The organism is Bacillus piscicola (assembly GCF_022458745.1).
Classification (GTDB): Bacteria; Bacillota; Bacilli; order Bacillales; family Marinococcaceae; genus Alteribacillus_A; species Alteribacillus_A piscicola.
The window spans coordinates 1-17828 of record NZ_JAJJJF010000010.1 but is presented as its reverse complement, the minus strand read 5'-3'; the positions used below and the strand labels follow the sequence as shown (position 1 = coordinate 17828).

The 17828-nt window shown below is 45.0% G+C and carries 21 protein-coding genes; 6 read left to right on the top strand and 15 right to left on the bottom strand.

Going from position 1 to position 17828, the window contains the following annotated elements; genetic code table 11:
• Positions 1-7: 7 nt before the first annotated feature.
• From rarD to htpX, 3 genes are all read right to left on the bottom strand, one after another.
• Complete coding sequence (gene rarD / locus LOR49_RS13745; RefSeq protein WP_240377318.1) at positions 8-934, bottom strand: EamA family transporter RarD; 927 nt, start codon at positions 932-934, stop codon at positions 8-10.
• A gap of 389 nt (positions 935-1323) precedes the next feature.
• Positions 1324-1500, bottom strand: a complete 177-nt coding sequence (locus LOR49_RS13740) for a hypothetical protein (RefSeq protein ID WP_240377317.1) — start codon at positions 1498-1500, stop codon at positions 1324-1326.
• A gap of 103 nt (positions 1501-1603) precedes the next feature.
• On the bottom strand, positions 1604-2497 hold the full coding sequence (gene htpX, locus LOR49_RS13735; protein WP_240377316.1) for a protease HtpX: 894 nt from the start codon (positions 2495-2497) through the stop codon (positions 1604-1606).
• A gap of 144 nt (positions 2498-2641) precedes the next feature.
• Here htpX and LOR49_RS13730 point away from each other — a divergent pair, with 144 nt between their 5' ends.
• Together LOR49_RS13730 and LOR49_RS13725 are read left to right on the top strand one after the other, a co-directional pair.
• Complete coding sequence (locus LOR49_RS13730) at positions 2642-4585, top strand: aconitate hydratase (RefSeq protein ID WP_240377315.1); 1944 nt, start codon at positions 2642-2644, stop codon at positions 4583-4585.
• A gap of 62 nt (positions 4586-4647) precedes the next feature.
• The gene (locus tag LOR49_RS13725) at positions 4648-4818 is read left to right on the top strand and encodes a hypothetical protein (RefSeq protein ID WP_240377455.1); all 171 of its coding nucleotides are present in this window, start codon (positions 4648-4650) and stop codon (positions 4816-4818) included.
• A gap of 76 nt (positions 4819-4894) precedes the next feature.
• Here the strand turns inward: LOR49_RS13725 and LOR49_RS13720 are convergent, their stop codons facing one another.
• Both LOR49_RS13720 and LOR49_RS13715 read right to left on the bottom strand, forming a co-directional pair.
• On the bottom strand, positions 4895-5764 hold the full coding sequence (locus LOR49_RS13720; RefSeq protein ID WP_240377314.1) for a 2-oxoacid:ferredoxin oxidoreductase subunit beta: 870 nt from the start codon (positions 5762-5764) through the stop codon (positions 4895-4897).
• Positions 5745-7508, bottom strand: a complete 1764-nt coding sequence (locus tag LOR49_RS13715) for a 2-oxoacid:acceptor oxidoreductase subunit alpha (RefSeq protein ID WP_240377313.1) — start codon at positions 7506-7508, stop codon at positions 5745-5747. Before LOR49_RS13715 ends, LOR49_RS13720 begins: the two co-directional genes overlap by 20 nt.
• A gap of 199 nt (positions 7509-7707) precedes the next feature.
• Here LOR49_RS13715 and LOR49_RS13710 point away from each other — a divergent pair, with 199 nt between their 5' ends.
• On the top strand, positions 7708-8223 hold the full coding sequence (locus tag LOR49_RS13710; protein ID WP_240377449.1) for a superoxide dismutase family protein: 516 nt from the start codon (positions 7708-7710) through the stop codon (positions 8221-8223).
• 175 nt (positions 8224-8398) lie between these two features.
• Positions 8399-8722, top strand: a complete 324-nt coding sequence (locus tag LOR49_RS13705) for a cupin domain-containing protein (protein WP_240377312.1) — start codon at positions 8399-8401, stop codon at positions 8720-8722.
• 151 nt (positions 8723-8873) lie between these two features.
• Here LOR49_RS13705 and LOR49_RS13700 read toward each other — a convergent pair whose 3' ends face one another.
• The 3 genes from LOR49_RS13700 to ku form a co-directional block, all read right to left on the bottom strand.
• Entirely contained in the window at positions 8874-9299 is a 426-nt protein-coding gene (locus LOR49_RS13700; RefSeq protein ID WP_240377311.1) for a CBS domain-containing protein, read from the bottom strand.
• Positions 9300-9341: 42 nt separating this feature from the next.
• On the bottom strand, positions 9342-9728 hold the full coding sequence (locus tag LOR49_RS13695; protein WP_240377310.1) for a KGG domain-containing protein: 387 nt from the start codon (positions 9726-9728) through the stop codon (positions 9342-9344).
• A gap of 164 nt (positions 9729-9892) precedes the next feature.
• On the bottom strand, positions 9893-10732 hold the full coding sequence (ku, locus tag LOR49_RS13690) for a non-homologous end joining protein Ku (protein WP_240377309.1): 840 nt from the start codon (positions 10730-10732) through the stop codon (positions 9893-9895).
• Positions 10733-10855: 123 nt separating this feature from the next.
• On the opposite strand from ku, the gene ligD reads away from it, so the two are divergent.
• Both ligD and LOR49_RS13680 read left to right on the top strand, forming a co-directional pair.
• Positions 10856-12670: a DNA ligase D gene (ligD, locus tag LOR49_RS13685; RefSeq protein ID WP_240377308.1), complete on the top strand. Its 1815-nt coding sequence runs from the start codon at positions 10856-10858 to the stop codon at positions 12668-12670.
• A 47-nt stretch (positions 12671-12717) separates the two neighbouring features.
• The gene (locus LOR49_RS13680) at positions 12718-13362 is read left to right on the top strand and encodes a uracil-DNA glycosylase (protein WP_240377307.1); all 645 of its coding nucleotides are present in this window, start codon (positions 12718-12720) and stop codon (positions 13360-13362) included.
• A gap of 47 nt (positions 13363-13409) precedes the next feature.
• On the opposite strand, the gene tlp is transcribed toward LOR49_RS13680, so the two are convergent.
• The 7 genes from tlp to LOR49_RS13645 all read right to left on the bottom strand — a co-directional run.
• Positions 13410-13646: a small acid-soluble spore protein Tlp gene (gene tlp, locus LOR49_RS13675; protein ID WP_240377306.1), complete on the bottom strand. Its 237-nt coding sequence runs from the start codon at positions 13644-13646 to the stop codon at positions 13410-13412.
• A 535-nt stretch (positions 13647-14181) separates the two neighbouring features.
• The gene (locus tag LOR49_RS13670) at positions 14182-14874 is read right to left on the bottom strand and encodes an ABC transporter ATP-binding protein (RefSeq protein WP_240377305.1); all 693 of its coding nucleotides are present in this window, start codon (positions 14872-14874) and stop codon (positions 14182-14184) included.
• Positions 14867-15247: a GntR family transcriptional regulator gene (locus tag LOR49_RS13665; protein WP_240377304.1), complete on the bottom strand. Its 381-nt coding sequence runs from the start codon at positions 15245-15247 to the stop codon at positions 14867-14869. Before LOR49_RS13665 ends, LOR49_RS13670 begins: the two co-directional genes overlap by 8 nt.
• A gap of 4 nt (positions 15248-15251) precedes the next feature.
• Positions 15252-16028, bottom strand: coding sequence for a hypothetical protein (locus LOR49_RS13660; RefSeq protein WP_240377303.1), 777 nt, complete (start codon positions 16026-16028; stop codon positions 15252-15254).
• A gap of 128 nt (positions 16029-16156) precedes the next feature.
• Positions 16157-16894, bottom strand: coding sequence for a sulfite exporter TauE/SafE family protein (locus tag LOR49_RS13655; protein ID WP_240377302.1), 738 nt, complete (start codon positions 16892-16894; stop codon positions 16157-16159).
• Positions 16895-17141: 247 nt separating this feature from the next.
• Complete coding sequence (locus LOR49_RS13650; RefSeq protein ID WP_240377301.1) at positions 17142-17486, bottom strand: hypothetical protein; 345 nt, start codon at positions 17484-17486, stop codon at positions 17142-17144.
• Between the two features lie 18 nt (positions 17487-17504).
• Positions 17505-17828, bottom strand: a 324-nt coding sequence (locus LOR49_RS13645; RefSeq protein WP_240377300.1) for a hypothetical protein, incomplete at its 5' end; no start/stop codon positions are given.

Here is a 17828-nt window from a genome sequence, read left to right as displayed (position 1 = left end):
CAGCTGTTCAACCGGCATTTTTGTTAGGCTCTTTCGCTTTGCGTTTTTTGATCGTAGCATTAGAGCGAGAGTAAGTAAAAAGTACTAGACCAGTCCAGACGATAAGAAATGAGATCAACTGCCCTGTGCTAAATGGCTCCTGAAATAAAAACACTCCGAGCACGAGCATTATCGTTGGCGCGATATATTGCAGGAAACCAAGCAGCGAAAAAGTAATCCGCTTCGCTCCGGTTGCGAACAGCAAGAGTGGCAAAGCGGTCGCCGCGCCAGTTCCAACTAACAAAAAGCCAATCTCCCAGCCATAATGAAAAATCCCCCCACTCTCACCGCGGAAAAAGAAGAGAAACAAAAGAGCAAACGGCGCCATCAACAGCGTCTCGATCATGAGACCTGCCCACGCGCCAACGGTAACCGTCTTTTTTATAAGTCCATAAAGTCCAAAACTTAAGGCAAGAGCAAGCGCCGCCCACGGCACATATCCGTAATGAAAAGTTAAAAGAATTACCCCTGCTGCTGCCAAAAGAAATGCACTTTTTTCTACCTTTGACAACCTTTCTTTTAAGAAGACTGTCGCGAGCAGCACGTTAATAAGGGGATTAATATAATACCCTAAGCTTACTTCAATGACCCGGTCGCTGTTTACGGCAAATACGAAGATAAACCAGTTACAGCTGATGACAAAAGCAGCGGCAGTAATACCCAGAGCTGATTTCCTCGTGGAAAAAGCGTGACGGATTTCCTTCCAAACGCCTGGAAACCAGCCAATGGCTGCAAGCACTGCCGTTATAAGAACGAGCGACCAAATAATCCGATGAGCAAGTACCTCGCCTGCCGGAACCTCCTCGACTAACTTCCAATATAACGGCAAGAATCCCCATATGAGATAAGCAGAGGTTGCCGCGATGACTCCTGCTTTCTGTTGCATTTCATCCATGCTGCTCACCCGATTCTATGACCTATGATAGAATAATAACCTTCGCCTAAGTATAGTACGAAACGGTCACCCCTTCCAAAGGAAAAAACTCCAAAGCGGCTACGCCTTGAAGGGGTATAAAAATTATGCCGGATATTTAATTGGTAGTACGCGGTTTGGCAGGATCACATCCCGGTGCTTCGGTTTTGGTGGATTCCTCTAGTTTCCATAAATATTAACATTCTTTTCTTGCCATATGGTCGGCCATCAGCGGGATAAGCGTTCCCAGCATCAGCAAGGTTTGTTTCAATCTTATCCAGACTTCCAGTAATGGCATCCTCATGTACTCTTCTATCTCATTGACCATGTGATTAAAAAAGTCGGAGTCAGGTGGATCATAATTTTCCCGGTTAACTGTGCCTGGATGATCTGTAGCTTGAAAACCGAAGATCTCTCGCTCCCTCGTAGGCTTTTTCTGTCAGCTGCTCCGCGTCTTCCCCGTTTCGCGTCGCCGCTACCAACTGATCGAAAAGTGCGACATAACCGGCCGCGGCCTTGATATACTCTGTTTCCCAGTCTTCCTTCAAAAACAGGCCCTCCTTCTCTGTATCATTCTTTTACAGATTTGAAGGAAGAGCCTGTTTGTAGAACTCTTTTCTTAGTGAATGTTTTTAGAATTATTTTTACTTGTTATTTTCCTTGAAGGCGGCTGATGCGTTCTTCTAGAGGAGGGTGCGAGGAAAAGAGTGCCCCTAAAGAAGCCTTGCTGTTAATCTTTAGTGTCTGCAGAGACTTCTGACTTGTGTCAATACGGCGCACGTTCGACTGAAGCGAGCGAAGGGCGTGAACCATCTTATCTTTCCCGGCTATATCCGCACCACCCCGGTCGGCATGGTATTCGCGGTAGCGGGAGAATCCCATTACCACAAGGCTTCCAAGGATAGAAAACAGAATTTGAAACACAATAATCGCGCCGAAATGGACGGCTGTGCGCAGACCATCATTTTGAACGAACCGGGCGACGATAGCCGCCGCAATCCGGGCGAGAAAAATGACGAACGTGTTCACGACGCCTTGGAGCAGGGTCATCGTTACCATATCGCCGTTTGCAACGTGAGCGATTTCATGGGCGAGAACACCTTCCACTGCATCTTCGTCCATGCTGTTTAAGAGTCCTCTTGATACGGCAACAAGGGATCTTTTTTTTGATGGGCCGGTTGCGAACGCATTCACTTCTTCGGACTGATAAATACCAACTTCCGGCATGTGTACAAGTCCGGCGTTACGCGCAAGCTGATGCACTTTCTCAACTAGGAATTGTTCATGCCCGCTGCTCCGGTCTGGATCAATAACGCGGACCCCCATCACTTTCTTCGCCATAAATCGCGACATCAAAAGCGAGATAAATGATCCGGCAAAGCCGATAATCGCACTAACAATAAATAAAGCGGTGAAGTCGATGCCGCCTCCGGCTGTGTAAGTAGACAGATCGACCCCCATGGCCGAAAGCGCGATAAATACAATGGAAATTGTAGTAATAACTAGAATGTTGGTTAAGATAAACAAAACAATTCTTCTTCCCAAAACCGTTACCTCCTGCTTGTTATTTTTGCTTGTTTTTCGGGTAATCTTGCGTGTAGTACGTCTTTAGTTTATCACAATCTCACTGTTTCGCTTAGCAGGACGGCTGCACGGTATAGTTCAATTTTTCGTTAAGGAGGTTTTTTCATGGCGTTAAATGCCGCACAGAAATTAATTCAAGACCATCTGGTGGAAGGCAAGATGATACCAGGTGAAGAAATTGGGCTGTCGATTGACCAAACGTTAACCCAAGATGCGACCGGCACCATGGTTATGCTTGAACTAGAAGCGATGAAAGTAGACCGAGCCAAAACAGAGGCTTCCGCCCAATACGTTGACCATAACATTATTCAAGAAGACAGTAAAAATCCAGACGACCATTTGTTTCTCGAAAGTGCCGCGAAGCGTTTTGGCATTCATTTCAGCCGTCCCGGTAATGGTGTCAGCCATCCGGTACACATGCAGAGGCTGGCACGACCGCATCGTACTTTGCTGGGATCGGACAGTCATACGTGTGCGAACGGCTGTATGGGAATGCTTGCGATTGGCGCCGGGGGCATTGACGTGGCGATGGCCATTGCCGGAGAGCCCTTTTACGTTAAAATGCCGAAGATTTGGGGAGTGAAATTGACAGGAAAGCTCCCTGACTGGGTTAGCGCGAAAGATGTTATCCTCGAACTTTTGCGTCGCCATGATGTGAAAGGTGGCATCGGGAAAATCATTGAATACTACGGCCCTGGATTAGACGAGTTAAGCGCGATGGACCGCCACGTGATTGCAAATATGGGTGCTGAGCTCGGAGCCACGGCGAGCGTTTTCCCAGCAGACGATGAAGTTAAACGTTTTATGAAAAGCCAAGGTCGTGAAAAGGAGTGGCAAGAGTTAAAAGCGGATGACGGAGCAACTTATGACCTCGAAGAAGAGATTAATTTATCTGAGCTCGTTCCGCTTATTGCTAAACCATCCAGTCCTGGTAACGTGGTGCCCGTTGATGAAGTAGCTGGTGAAAGCATTTATCAATCATATATTGGTTCTTCTGCCAATCCCGGCTACCGCGATTTTGCAGTAGCTGCTGAAATTGTAAAAGGCCGGTCCATCGCAAGCGGACTTTCCTTTGATATAAACCCTACTTCCCGGCAAATGCTCTCTGATTTGGTAGCGGACGGCCACATTGCCAGCCTGCTGGCAGCTGGTGCCCGACTTCACCAAGCGGGGTGCAACGGCTGTATTGGTATGGGGCAGGCACCCGCGACCGGGAGAAACAGTTTGCGCACGACGCCGCGAAATTTTCCGGGACGCTCCGGAACACGAGAAGACAGTGTGTTTTTATGCAGCCCCGAAGTTGCTGCTGCTTCTGCGTTGACTGGCAAAATCACCGATCCTCGCACGCTTGAAATGGATTACCCCACCATAAAAGAACCAGAAGAACCTACAGTCGATGTTCGTCTCTTGGAAGAGCCGCTTCCTTATGATGAAGCCAAAGTTGCCGAGTTACACAAAGGTCCGAACATCGCCTCTCTGCCGGATATGGAGCCGCTTCCTGATTCGATGGAAATACCGGTCATGCTGAAAGTCGGCGACAATTTTTCTACCGATGAAATTCTCGCAGGCGGGGCACGTGTTCTCCCTTATCGAAGCAACTTACCTGAGATCAGTAAGTTTGCTTTTGAGATTCTCGATCAGGACTATTACAACCGCTCGATGGATATTCGGGAACGAAGCGGCCATGCTATCATCGGCGGCTTTAATTACGGACAAGGATCGAGCCGTGAACACGCAGCATTAGCGCCACGCTATCTCGGGCTACGCGCCGTTATTGTCAAAGACTTTGCCCGCATCCACTGGCAAAACCTCGCGAACTTTGGCATCCTCCCACTGACCTTTGTCGAAGAAAGTGACTATACCAAGCTAGAGCCAGGTGACGTTCTTCAGCTTAGTAATATCAGAAAGACCATTCAAGAAAGTAGCGAGCTAACTGTCACTGTCAAACAGAAAAATCACAAAATCAACGTCCGTCATGCATTATCAAAACGCCAAGTGGACATCATGTTAACAGGCGGTCTTATCAATTGGGTCAAACATAGGCAGTAAAACCAACTTTCTTGGCAGCAAAACATGGTTTAAAAGTAAATGGGATAAGGAGCGAGAAAATGATGCAAGACCATCGATGTAAAGCGTGTGACGGTACCGGCTTATTAATGGACGATGAACAATGGCAATACTCCTGCACCGTTTGTGGTGGCGATGGCGAATTTCGCTCAGGAGACAGCCCTGAGCCAAAAACCGCATTTGATGTAGATGAAATGAATCGAACCCTGGAATAGGAAGTGAAAACGTGTGACCCGACGTTACAAAAACACAGGTCACACGTTTTGCTATTTGATATCGAAGCCTTCGCTCTTACATAAATTCGCTAACAAATTCCTGAAACTTGGCAGGTTCCAACTGTAAGGAAGAATGGGCTAACGGCTTCTCTGCATATCCTTTTACCATCTCTTGATAAGAAGGGCGCTCTTCTTGATAAATAATCCCTGTCACGAGGCTGTTGTGCTCCATTAGTGTATTCATAGCCATCGCCCGATCCGTATTGTCGTATCCGGCAACGTCACTCAATTTCGTTAAATTTTCTTTAAACCAGTCATACGTATTTACTTTGTTATACGTCACACAAGGGCTGAATACGTTAATGATAGAGAACCCTTTATGATTGATTCCTGCCTCAATTGTTGCGGTTAAGTCTTTTATATCTGCGGAAAAACTTTGCGCTACAAATGTTGCCCCGCTCATCAAAGCCGTTTCCATTGGAGGCAAAGCTTGTTCAATCGATCCTTCCGGTGTAGAGGATGTGACAAATCCGTCATCTGAACGCGGAGATGTCTGGCCCTTTGTCAATCCATATATCTGATTGTCCATCACGATATAGGTGATATCCATATTACGTCGCATCGCATGAATCGTATGCCCAATGCCAATTGCAAATCCGTCGCCATCGCCGCCCGCTGCGACCACTGTCAGGTCCCGGTTTGCCATTTTCACACCTTGTGCTATCGGCAAGGCGCGTCCATGAGTTCCATGAAATCCATAGGAACGTATATAACCGGAGATCCGGCCCGAGCAGCCAATTCCAGAGACAAGGGCAAGATCCTCCGGGGTGAGCCCGATGTTAGCAGCAGCACGCTGAATCGCAGATTGGACAGAAAAGTCTCCACAGCCCGGACACCAGTTTGGCTTAACACCATTTCTAAAATCTTTAATTGTTGATGTAGTCATGTTCTAACAACTCCTTGCTTCCTTGATATATCTCTTCCGGGTGGAAAGGATCACCATCAAATTTCAACTGGCTCTGAATTTTTTCGACGTGTCCGAGGTTCATTTTCATAATACTTGCCAATTGGCCGGTAGCATTGTTTTCTACTACTAATACGTGTTTCGCAGACTCTATATACGGTTTCATCTGTTCTGTTGGGAAGGGATGAATTAATCGTACATGGACATGATTTACCTTAATATCTTCTTTCTCCAAATCCATCATCGCTTCTTCAATGGCACCCCGAGTCGCATTGAATCCAACGATCAAAAGGTCTGCTTCCTCGTACGGGGCGTTGATTGCCAGTGGATTCGTAAATGTCTCTGCAAAGTTTTCAAGTTTTCGCATTCTCTTTTTCATCTGTGCCTTCCGATTCGACGTCTTTTCCGTCGGCCGTCCCTCTTCATCGTGCTCAAGACCTGTTACGTGGTGAATGCCATTTTTCGTTCCTGGAACAACACGTGGGGAAATTCCATCTTCCGTGACTTCATAACGCCTAAAATAGTCATTCTTTTCTTCTCTTTCTTCTACTTCATCAATCAGCTTGCCTCTTCGAATCTCTACTTTATCAAGATCAAACGGTGCAACTGTCTGCTTGGCTAATGAGAGCTGAAGATCGGACAGGAGAATCACCGGACATTGATATTCTTCCGCAATGTTAAATGCTTCTACTGCGTCATAAAATGCTTCTTCTACTGTACTTGGTGCAAGTACCACTTTCGGAATTTCCCCGTGAGTGCCATATACCATCTGCATTAAATCCGACTGTTCTTGTTTTGTCGGAAGTCCTGTAGATGGCCCGCCACGCTGGGTGTCCACTACAACAAGCGGTGTTTCTGTCATTCCGGACAAGCCAATTGCTTCCATCATTAGCGATAATCCTGGACCTGCAGAAGCAGTTAAAGAGCGTGTTCCTGCGAAATTTGCGCCAATTGCCATCGTGCAAGCTGCAATTTCATCTTCGGTTTGAATAACTGTTCCACCGACTTTTGGCAGTTTCTTAATTAAATATTCCATAATATCAGATGCAGGGGTGATCGGATAAGCCGGCATGAGACGAACTCCTGCTGTCAAGGCACCTAAGGCGATCGCGTCATTGCCAATCATAAACATGCGTTTCATACCGTCCGCTGCTGCAAGCGATAAGGAATCACTCCCATCCCCAATACTTTCTTTCATATACTGAAAGCCTTCCTGCATGGCCTGCATGTTCTTCTGCACCATATCGTCGCCTTTACGCCCGAATATTTCTTTAATGACACTTGTAAAGACCTCTACTTCAAGGTTCATCACCGCACAGGTAGCGCCAATCGCAACCATGTTCTTCATTAAAGAAGTGCCTTGCTCTTTCGCAATTTCTGTAAAAGGAACAGGATGAAGTTCAGCTTTGGATGTTTCCGGGTTCACTGGCTTACATTTTGTATCCGCAATAATAACACCGTTTTCGTTCAATTCATGATAGTTTAAATCAATTGTTTCCTGGTCGAATGCAACAAGGATGTCTAAGTCTGTAGAAACTGCATTCATTTCTTCCGTACTTACACGAATTTTATTATTCGTATGGCCGCCTTTGATTCTAGACGAGAAGTGGCGATACCCATATAAAAAATAACCCAGTCGGTTCATGCCAACCGAAAAGATTTCACCCGTGCTTTCAATACCTTCCCCTTGCTGGCCGCCGACTTTCCATATAATTTGATTTCTCATTAATTCCACTCCTATATGATTTAGGCTCATAAAAATTAGGTTCTTAAAAATTGTATACCAAACCGCTGAATTATTCAACTAATCAATATTTTAAAAATATATTTTATTTTGATCTTACATTTTTTTGTTACTCCGCACCAATCTAGACGATCTGCATAGAATGGGAAACAGCCTAGAAGAAAATGGAGGTTTTCCTGTGATGTATGTTTACAATCAGATGCCATATTACCAATACTATCCGTCAAGAAATGAAGTTACCAGATCATATGCCGAAATTAAAGGAAGCCGATTAGCCCCCAATTTAAGAGGGTATGTGGTGTTTACGAATGTACCAAATGGAACGGACGTGTATGTAGAAGTGGCCGGGTTGCCGCCATATCAGCCAGGAACCGAAAGCGAAGACCCAGTTGGGCCGCATGGTTTTCATATTCATGAGAATGGTGACTGCAGTGTCGGAGACCCAGCCAGTCCTTTTCAAGCAGCCGGCGGTCATTGGAATCCGACCAATCAGCCACATGGCAATCATGCGGGTGATTTTCCCGTGTTATTCTCCAATGATGGGTATGCAAGAATGTCTTTTTTCACAAATACTTTTAATGCGGCGGATGTTATTGGAAAGGCCGTTATCATTCATCAGAACCCGGACGACTACCGTACCCAGCCCGCCGGAGACGCCGGCAAGCGTATCGGCTGCGGCGTCATCCAAGCCTTTTAACGTTGCCTCATCCCCCTCGGGCCATTAGGTACCTGTGACGGGGCTTTTTTTCGTTAGATTTTCGTCGATATCCTTTATATCTTTTTAGTATCTGAAGGGCCTTCGGTTGATTAACAACCTATGTATGAGAGAAGATAGACAGGAGAGGTTTATTTATTTCAAAAGAGGTGACAAAATGGAGGCCCAAAATTTAAGCCAATTCCAAATTTTCGACGAAGAGCGCTTAACAAAAAAAGATGTGTTTAAAGAAGGAAAGACGAAAGCCTTCGTGTTGAACTTCATGCCCGGGCAACAGCTGCCAACACATAACCATCCGAACACACAGGTGTTTATTACGATTCTTGAAGGTAATGGCATTTGTATGATCAATGACGTGAAGCACCCTATTTCAGAAAAAGACGTCTTCCATTGTAACAAAGATCAAATGATTGGCTTTGAAAATAATAGTGCCGGCCGTTTAAGCGTCTATGTCATCTTAGCCCACGACGGTTCCGCTTAAACCGCAAAAAACCATCTCAATAAAGAGATGGTTTTCTTGTCAGAAGCTCTTTTTTCTGGTATAAAGGAAAACAAAGCATCCATGAAGGGTTACGTCCATGAGGGTGGATCTGACTTTCATGGATGCTTGCTTTTATTTAAAAAGCTTTCCCCTAGTGTGGGTGCGGCTTGGAGATTTCACTCATTGCGTTTCCAGCTGCTTGGTCCGCTTTCTTTGAGGCAGCCATATCTCCTAACGTGACAACACCTTTTAATTTCAGGTCTTCCGTCACGATTAACCGTTTTATTTGATGATCCTGCATCAGCCTTGATGCTTCTTCTACCGGCATATCTGGATATCCGGTAATCACTTTTTCTTGCATAATACTCTCGGCATGCACGTCCCCAGGAGAGACTCCTTTATTCAAGCCTTTCAAGACAATGTCCCGATCCGTGACGCAACCAGTCAATTCATCGTTCTCTACAATGGGGAGAAACCCTAGATCACAGTCATGCATCGCTTTCGCCAGCGTGTATACATTATCAGAAGGGGAGCAGTGTTCTACTTCTTGTGTCATGAGTTCACCAATTGTTGTCATGAGAACCTCTCCTTTCGTGACTAAAGCTGACGTCGAAACGATTTAGTTTCTGCGCTGGCGACTCCGAGCTTCTCCGCCTTTTTGGCCGATGTCTTTATAGAACTCTTTATCGTGCTCATCGGACGTTGTTTCGCCGCCCTTTTGGCCAATCTCTTGATAGAATTCTTTTTCATGTTCGCTCGACGTCGTTTCGCCGCCTTTTTTACCTATATCACGGTAGAAAGATTTGTCGTGCTCACTAGATGTGGTTTCGCCGCCTTTTTGACCAATCTCTTGATAGAATTCTTTGTCGTGGTTTTTGGCAGTTGTTTCCCCGCCTTTTTCACCGATCTCCTGGTAGAATTCCTTATCATGATTTTTAGCAGTTGTTTCGCCGCCTCTGCGTCCTGCTTCTTCTACACTCATTTTTCTGTTATCTCTTTTTGCCATGTTTCCCATCTCCTTTCAAAAATATGAAATGGTTTTTGATGTTGCATGGTTCTTTATAGACTTTTTTGGAGAAGTTGAAACATCTAATTTGGCATTTTTTTAAGAATAAGACTAAAAGCCTATTCCCCCGTAAAGATAGTGAATATAGAAAATAGGACGTTTTATTAAGAGGTGGCCTTTTTCTTGGCAGGGCTGGTACGTTTTTTTGTTGCAGCGGTTTTTCCAGTTTTTTTCTTATTTTTCTCAACAGATGCCTGCAATGCCTCCATTAAGTCCGTAACATTGTCTTTCTTCGGTGCTGTTTTAGCCGAGACTACTTCTTCACCTTTTTCTTTTGCTTTAATTAAATCCATAAGCTTCTGACGATATTCATCTTCATATTGAGCTGGCTTAAACTCGGTTGTAAGCTGGTCAATAAGCATTTTAGCGGTTTCCAGTTCCTTTGCGACGATTTTTTCTGTTGCTGGTACGTTCGGGACGTCTGCAGCAGAGCGAATCTCGTCCGGATAATGAAGCGTCTCCATTAAAAGCGTGTCCTCATACACCCGTACCACAGCCAGCTGTTCTTTCGAGCGAATCATTATTTTGGCGATACCGACTTTCCGTGAATCGGCAAGGGCCTGACGCAGAAGTGCATAGGCACGTGACCCGCCTTCATTGGGACCAAGGTAATAACTGCGATTAAAATAAATTGGATCAATTTCATCGATGTTAATAAAATCGAGTATCTCGACTGCTTTATCCTCCGCTTCCTTTTTCAATGAGGCCAGTTCCTCATCCGTTACGATAATAAAATTCCCACTCGTTGTTTCGTACCCTTTCACGAGATCCTCTTTGGCTACTTCTTCTTCACAAACGGGACAAATTTTTTCATATTTAATTGGGGTGTGGCATTTCTGATGGAGCGATCGAAATGAGACGTCTTTGTCCTCTGTCGCTGCATGCATTTTGATCGGGATGCTGACGAGGCCAAACTGAATGCTTCCTTTCCACATCGTATGCACGATTAAACACTCCTTTTATTGTGTGTAGAGAGAACAGGTCGAAGCTTTTATTCTTATTTTGCATGATAACAAGGAAGCTCATTCATACTATTTGTTAGCAGGAGGAAGAAGGGACCGACAAAAATGAAATGGATGAAGCCGACACGCATTACCGAACTGCCTAGTGGCAAATACTGGGTCTATGAAATGAAATACGACGGCTATCGCGCTAAATTTGTTTGGGACGGTGAACGTGCTGCACTTCTCAGTAAAAGCGGCCATTCTTTAGAAAACCGCTTTCCAGAGATTGTTGCCACAGCGCAAGACACTTTTTCTAACCGGCCACCGTTCGCACTGGACGGGGAACTCGCTGTACTTGTCAACCACGGGCGTGCTGATTTTTACGCATTGCAGCGGCGTGCTCTGCTACGTACCAGCCGCACGATACAACAGGAAATGAAGGCAAAGCCCGCTGTGTTTCTTGCTTTTGATATTTTACAGCTGGATGATGCTGACCTGCGTCCACATCCCTGGAGCACCCGTCAGAACAAACTGGAAGATTTATTGAATAAAGCAGATCTTCCCCTTTTACCAGACCCCCACGCTGAAGCGCGGCTCCAAGGCATTCCGTCTTTCAAAGATATGTCATCCGCTCTTGAAGAAAACCGAATCTGCTGCGGGGAAGGGATTGTAGTAAAAAACAAACGATCTTCCTACAAGGAAGGACGTACAGACCAGTGGTTAAAATATAAGACCCCATTTGTAAGTGAGTTTTTCATCACCGCCTATGACCCTGCCAATGATTACTTCTACCTTGCCGTCTGGGAGGAAAACACAATAGTGCCCGCCGGCAAATGCTCCCACGGGTTTCTGGATGAAGAGAAAAATGCACTCATCGCGACAATCAAAAAGAATGGGATTTGGAATGAAAAGAAAAAGGTGTATGAAATAGCGCCATCGATTGTGGTAGAAGCAGCTTACACGACACGGAAAAAAACTGAACTGCGAGAACCCCGTTTTTCGCAGTTTCGCTTTGATACTCCTGTGACCTTCTGTACAGCGGAGAACTTAGCACTTTCCGATCTCCGTTTTCCTGAGGACGTGGAGGTAACAAATCCGGATAAAGCCCTGTGGCCCGGACGAACTATCCGGAAAGTATACTTCCTCGGTTATGTCCGCCGTGCCGCTCCCTATATACTACCCTTTTTAAAAGCACGACCACTCACTGTTATTCGTTATCCGCACGGCCTTTTTGATAAAGGTTTTTTTCAAAAAGACTGTCCAGATTACGCACCGGATTATGTGGAGACGGCAATACTTGACGACAATGACTACATCGTCTGTAATAATATAAAGACATTGTTATGGCTTGCGAACCAGTTGGCGCTCGAATGGCATGTCCCCTTTCAGCGCCTCGAGAGCGATCACGTCGATGAAATCGTGTTTGACCTCGACCCGCCTGGCACTGACTATTTTAAATTGGCCATAAAAGGCGCCTTACTTCTGAAAGAACTGTGCGACTCTTTTGGGATTGTTTCATTCGTCAAGTTTTCCGGGAATAAAGGACTGCAAGTATACATTCCCCTTCCTGAAAATACGTTTACGTGGACGGAGACAAATAAGATTACAGAAACGTTTGGTACCTTTTTGACTGAAAAACATCCTGACTTATTTACACAAGAACGTCTGAAAAAGAACCGCGGCCGCAAGCTATACCTTGACATCCCACAGCATAGAGAGGGAAAAACCATCATTGCTCCATACTCGCTGCGAGGCAAAGAAGACCCGCTCATTGCTTGTCCCCTTTTCTGGGAAGAAGTGTCTCCAAAGCTAGATCGCACAGCTTTTACGATGGAAAAAGTGCTCGACCGGCTCATGGAAAAAGGATGTCCCTTCCAGGAAATGGAGAATGCGAAAAAAGAACAGCCCATCCACGAGCTACTCCGCGCTTTAATGTAAAGACTCTCGAATCCCATTGTCGCAGTCCAGAAAGGAGATGACACACGATGCTACCTGAACAACTGATCGAACGATGCAAAGAACGGATAAAACCTTATGCCTGCGAGGGGTTTGTGTACGGAAAGGGTCCTCGCCATCCAATACTCATGTTCGTCGGAGAAGCACCGGGTGAGACTGAAATAGAAAATGGCATTCCGTTCAGCGGCAGAGCCGGTAAGGAGTTTAATCATTTTCTCGACCACCTCGGCGTAACGCGTGAAGACATTTTTATAACGAGCGCCGTACGAAGTCGACCGTACAAATGGGGACAGCCGCGCGGAAAAGAAAAGCGCAAATATAACCGCACCCCGAACCAAAAAGAAATCGCCGCCCACGCACCAATTTTAGATGCCGAAATTGCGTATGCCGAACCGAAAGTCATCGTACCGATGGGGCGAATCGCTTATTGGCGCCTGCTCGGTGAGAATCCTCGTATGGAAGAAGTGACCGGATCGTTTATTACCTCGCCGATTCGCGAACTGGATGACTGGGATAAAAACACATACCGAATTACTGCAGACACATACACGCTCTTTCCCATTTATCATCCCGCCGCCATTCTATACCGACGCCGCCTAGAAACCGCAATGTATGAACACCTTGACCGTTTAAAAGCTTACCTTGCCATCGAGAAAAAAGACAAATCGCCATAAAAATACGGCAGACGCTTTGCTTTTACGTCTGCCGCCCTATTTTTATTTTACTCGTAACGCTGTTGATGTGCTGCTTCGTCTTTTATTTCCTCACGCAGCCCTTCAATGCTTTCCTCGCGCCGCTTATTCTTTTCCTTGATTTCCTGCTTTGCTTCTTCACTCATCTCATCCGAATGTGCCTTCAAAAAGTCTCGCGCTTCATTCATGTTCTGAAGCGTGTGTCCAATCGTATTCTCGATGCGCTCTACATTATTGGAACGGTCATCCGGCTTCGGCTTTTCCATTATGCATCCCTCCTTAAGAAGTCATACATAGTATGCCCGCGACCGGAGATGATATGTAATAAGGTGGCGAGGAAAAACATGAAAATATCCGCGGATGAATTGTATCCCACATGGGTTTGACGTCTCTATTTTTGACTCCAGTCCTTTTTACAACGTCAAATCTGTGCTATGACGACTTTTTTTCTTGTCCTAGGATTTTCACGACATCATACCAAGGTATTGACGCTGCAATTTTGTGCCTTCCTGTTTTTCGTGACGCCATACACACTCGATGACGTTGTTATTTTTCGCTACCTTGATTTTCACGGTATCATACACGACTTTTAACGTCGTTATTTTCCACTGTTGTCGTTTTCACTACGTCATCCGAACACTATGGTGCCTTTATTTTCAAATTGCTTAATTTTCACGACACCATACGTATTCCTTGCTCTCGCTTTATTCAATTGGTCAATTTTTAAGCAGCCACTACCCTGTAGTTATTTATCACTTTTTCCGCTTTCTTAACTTCGCTCATACGCTACTTTACCGAACATCATAATTGATACTGTTCTTTCAACCAATCAACCACACGCATTCCTTGTTCACCACGGATCTTCTCTGCATCGGCAATACCAAGGAGACGACCTTCTCGTATGGCTACAACACGGTCAAATATTGGCTCCATTTCATTTACTTCATGTGTCGTGATTAACACGGTCTGTTTTTCAACATCCACAAAGGAAATTAAGCTTGTTACAATGGAGTCCCGTACCATGGGGTCAAGACCGGAAAGCGGCTCATCCATTAAAATAACAGGAGCTTCACGAGCAAGTGCGAGTACTATTTTCAGCCGCCCACGGTTGCCCTTTGATAATACTTTGATTTTGCTATTTGGATCAAGCTTCATAAAGGTAAGCATATCATCCGCACGTTTTCGACTAAAATCCGGAAACTGTGATGCTTGAAAATCTACCATATCTTTCACTTTATAAAAACTATAAAACGTATCGAGTTCAGATAGGTAAGCGACGTCAGCAGCAATTTGCCGTTCGGTCTTCTTTTCATTAATGAAAACCGTCCCGGTTGAAGGCTTCACAAGGCCGGCCAGTATCTTTAAAAGCGTTGATTTGCCGCTCCCGTTCTCACCAATAAGACCGGTGATCCCACCTTGCGGCAAAGTCAGCGTAATATCATGCAATGCCGTTTTAGCCAAGTAACGCTTCCCTACCTGATTGAGTTCAATCATTTTCCCCACGTTCCTTCCCTAAATGATTCTTCAGCCCATTCACCATTTCTGCAGCTGTATAGCCCATTGCCTCCATCTCCGTGACAAACTGTTCGATCTGTTGTCGCATTTTCTTCCCTTTCAAATCATTCAGAACGTCCTGCTTCTCGGTTACAAATGTTCCCAGCCCGCGTTTTGTCTCTACGACATTCGCCCGCTCCATTTCATTATACGTCCGGGACACCGTATTCGGATTGACACGGAACGCGACTGCCGTATCACGGACGGATGGCAATTTATCTCCGGCCTGCAGGTCTCCCCTGATGATCTTCCAGTAAAATTGATCCGCAATTTGCTTATATATCGGCTTGGACGCATCAAAATTATCTACCATCTACTTACACCTCAGCCCTTCTCTCAATAAGAACCGTCGAAACCCAAAAGAGAACGACTCCCCATATGGCATGGAAAACAATGGTTCCAAAAAACGCTTCCGGAAAACCAAACGAGAAGTCTTTAAAAATTGCAAATCCACCCCAATGAGTCAATGCTTGAAACCAGCCGCTTCCAGCTATTCGCTCACTGGCGACATTCAAGAGAATAAATAACCCTATTACAACGAGCCATGACCACTTTCCGATCTGGCCGCGCAGTGTCAGATAAATCGCTACAAACAGCAGAATATACAGGGAAAAATACACGGACATGCCCACAACAAATAGTCCTCCCCGCACAGCAAGCGGCAGTAAATCTAATGAAGCTATTTCTCCTCTTAAGGAACGGAACATTACAAACAGAACAATACCAGCATTAATACATAGCGAACAGATCATACAAAATAAACCACTTGTCAGTTTAGCCGTGAGCAGCTTCCACATCGGCTGCGGCGAGTGCAACCACCACTGAAGCGTATTTGCCTCCTTTTGCATGCTAATAATCAAATAAACAGGCATATAAAGAATATGTAGTATCACACCAGCAGTCATCAATGACAACATAGCCGGACCGGCAAACCTATGAGCATTCACCTCCCAAGTGAAAGCATCGTCTATCGTATTCAAACTGTCTATTACGTAAGAAAAAACCCATACCAAAAAAATAAACCCAAGTGCCGCAAAAAAAATGAGCCGTGTAAGTAAAAATTCTTTTCTAACAAGTGCAAACCAACTTCCCATATTCTCAACCTCCAGACATGCCACATTACTAGTGAACTACGCACATAGTACACTAATATTTAAAAAATGTACAGTATGATAACATACAAAAAGAGCCAATCCGCACGGGGGTTGGCTCTTCCTATGTTCTACGTGAAAAATATTAAGTTAAGACCTGCTGCGGCTACGAGTCCGCTGGCAATTTTTTTGATCTTATCCTGCGACAGGCGGTCAAACCATTTCATTCCCAGCCGCGATCCAATGATGACACTGGCGATGCCGGCAAGGATATAAAGGATAAACTCGCTTTTCAAGTCTCCGCCTATACCGTGTAGAATCAGGGTAACAAGGCCGGTGAGAAAGAAAGCTGCCTGGAGGTTGGCGGTGTATGAATATTTATCTCGACACGCGACTAACAAGTAGAAAACGAAAAAAGGTCCTCCTGTCATAAAAATGCCGCCGATAAAACCGCCAAGAAGTCCCATGATAATTGGCAAGACCGCTTTCTCAGCCCGCTCATCTGTCTGTTTTTGATTCTTTGATAGCAGAATGTACCCTACCATCGCAATGAGTACGACTCCGAGAACTTTTTTCATGATTTCCAATTCTCCGTAAGTGTGAAGCACAAAAAAAGCACCCACGCGGCCGACAATTGCTGCGCTTAAGAGCAGAAGCAGCCGTTTGTAATCAAGGTGCTTATACACCTTGATTAAAATGGTAGTGGACGTTACCAGTGCGAGCGAAACGACGATCAACGTACTGTCTTTTAAGGTAAACACGAAGGGGAGGAAGCTCATTGAAAACAGTCCGAAGCCAAATCCGCTTGCTCCTTGCAGAAAACTGCCTATAAACAAAATTGCTACTACAAATATTAGTTCACCGATCATATGTCATAACCTTTCTAAACCTAAGTAAATGTATATCAAGAATAAAGTGTCGACATCTCCTCTGTCGGTAATAATTAGGCTGCTGTTTTTAGGAAGTTTGTTCTCCAAACTATAACATAACATGAGGTGGATTTCTTTTATATTTCCTCTTCATTCCTCTCCAATGTGATTGTCTGCTACGACAAGAAGCCAGGCAGAAACCGTTGTTTCTGCCTGGCCACTTTTGAACAAACGAGGGTTTTCTCTATTATTTGATTCCAATTTCGGAATGAATCGGTCCACTGCTTCGAGAGGAGACGGATAATCCTGAACCGCCGCCTGTTTGCGTACATTCGAAAACTACTTTTTTAGCTACGTTGGTTACATCAATTTCACAAACTTTTGCTTCTGCAGGTTTTAAAGTAATTGTCTCGGCACGTTTCTGATCTACAAAGATGGGGATGTGCTTTTGATCTTCGTCATTTTTATCATAGGCTGCTATTGATAATATTCGCTTTTCTTCGTTGGCATTGTTATTGGTTATTTTAACAAATGCCTTTTTTTCATGTCGTTTTACAGGTATTGAACATCTCGAAACGTTCTTTTTCGGCATACAATCTCCTCCATTTTTTTATTCTTCTCTAAGGGAGTTAATAGCGTCTAACAGTTCATCACTTCGATTATTATTTTGTTGTGACAATATATCCAGTACATTAACGAGTCTAGAGACAAGCGCATCCACGTCGCCAGCATTGCCATCCTCTCTTAAAGCCTCTAACATTGTTAACGTGGAGATCGCCATGGCAATTGCAGTGTAGCTTCCACTACTGCTGTCACTCACGTTGTACACAATATTGTTACCTGTTCTGAGTGTATTTCCTCCGGCTTCTGCGGTTATCGTGTTGTCATCAAAGCTCGTGGTAGAATCCGCATCGGCATCTGAGTCGGAACTTGA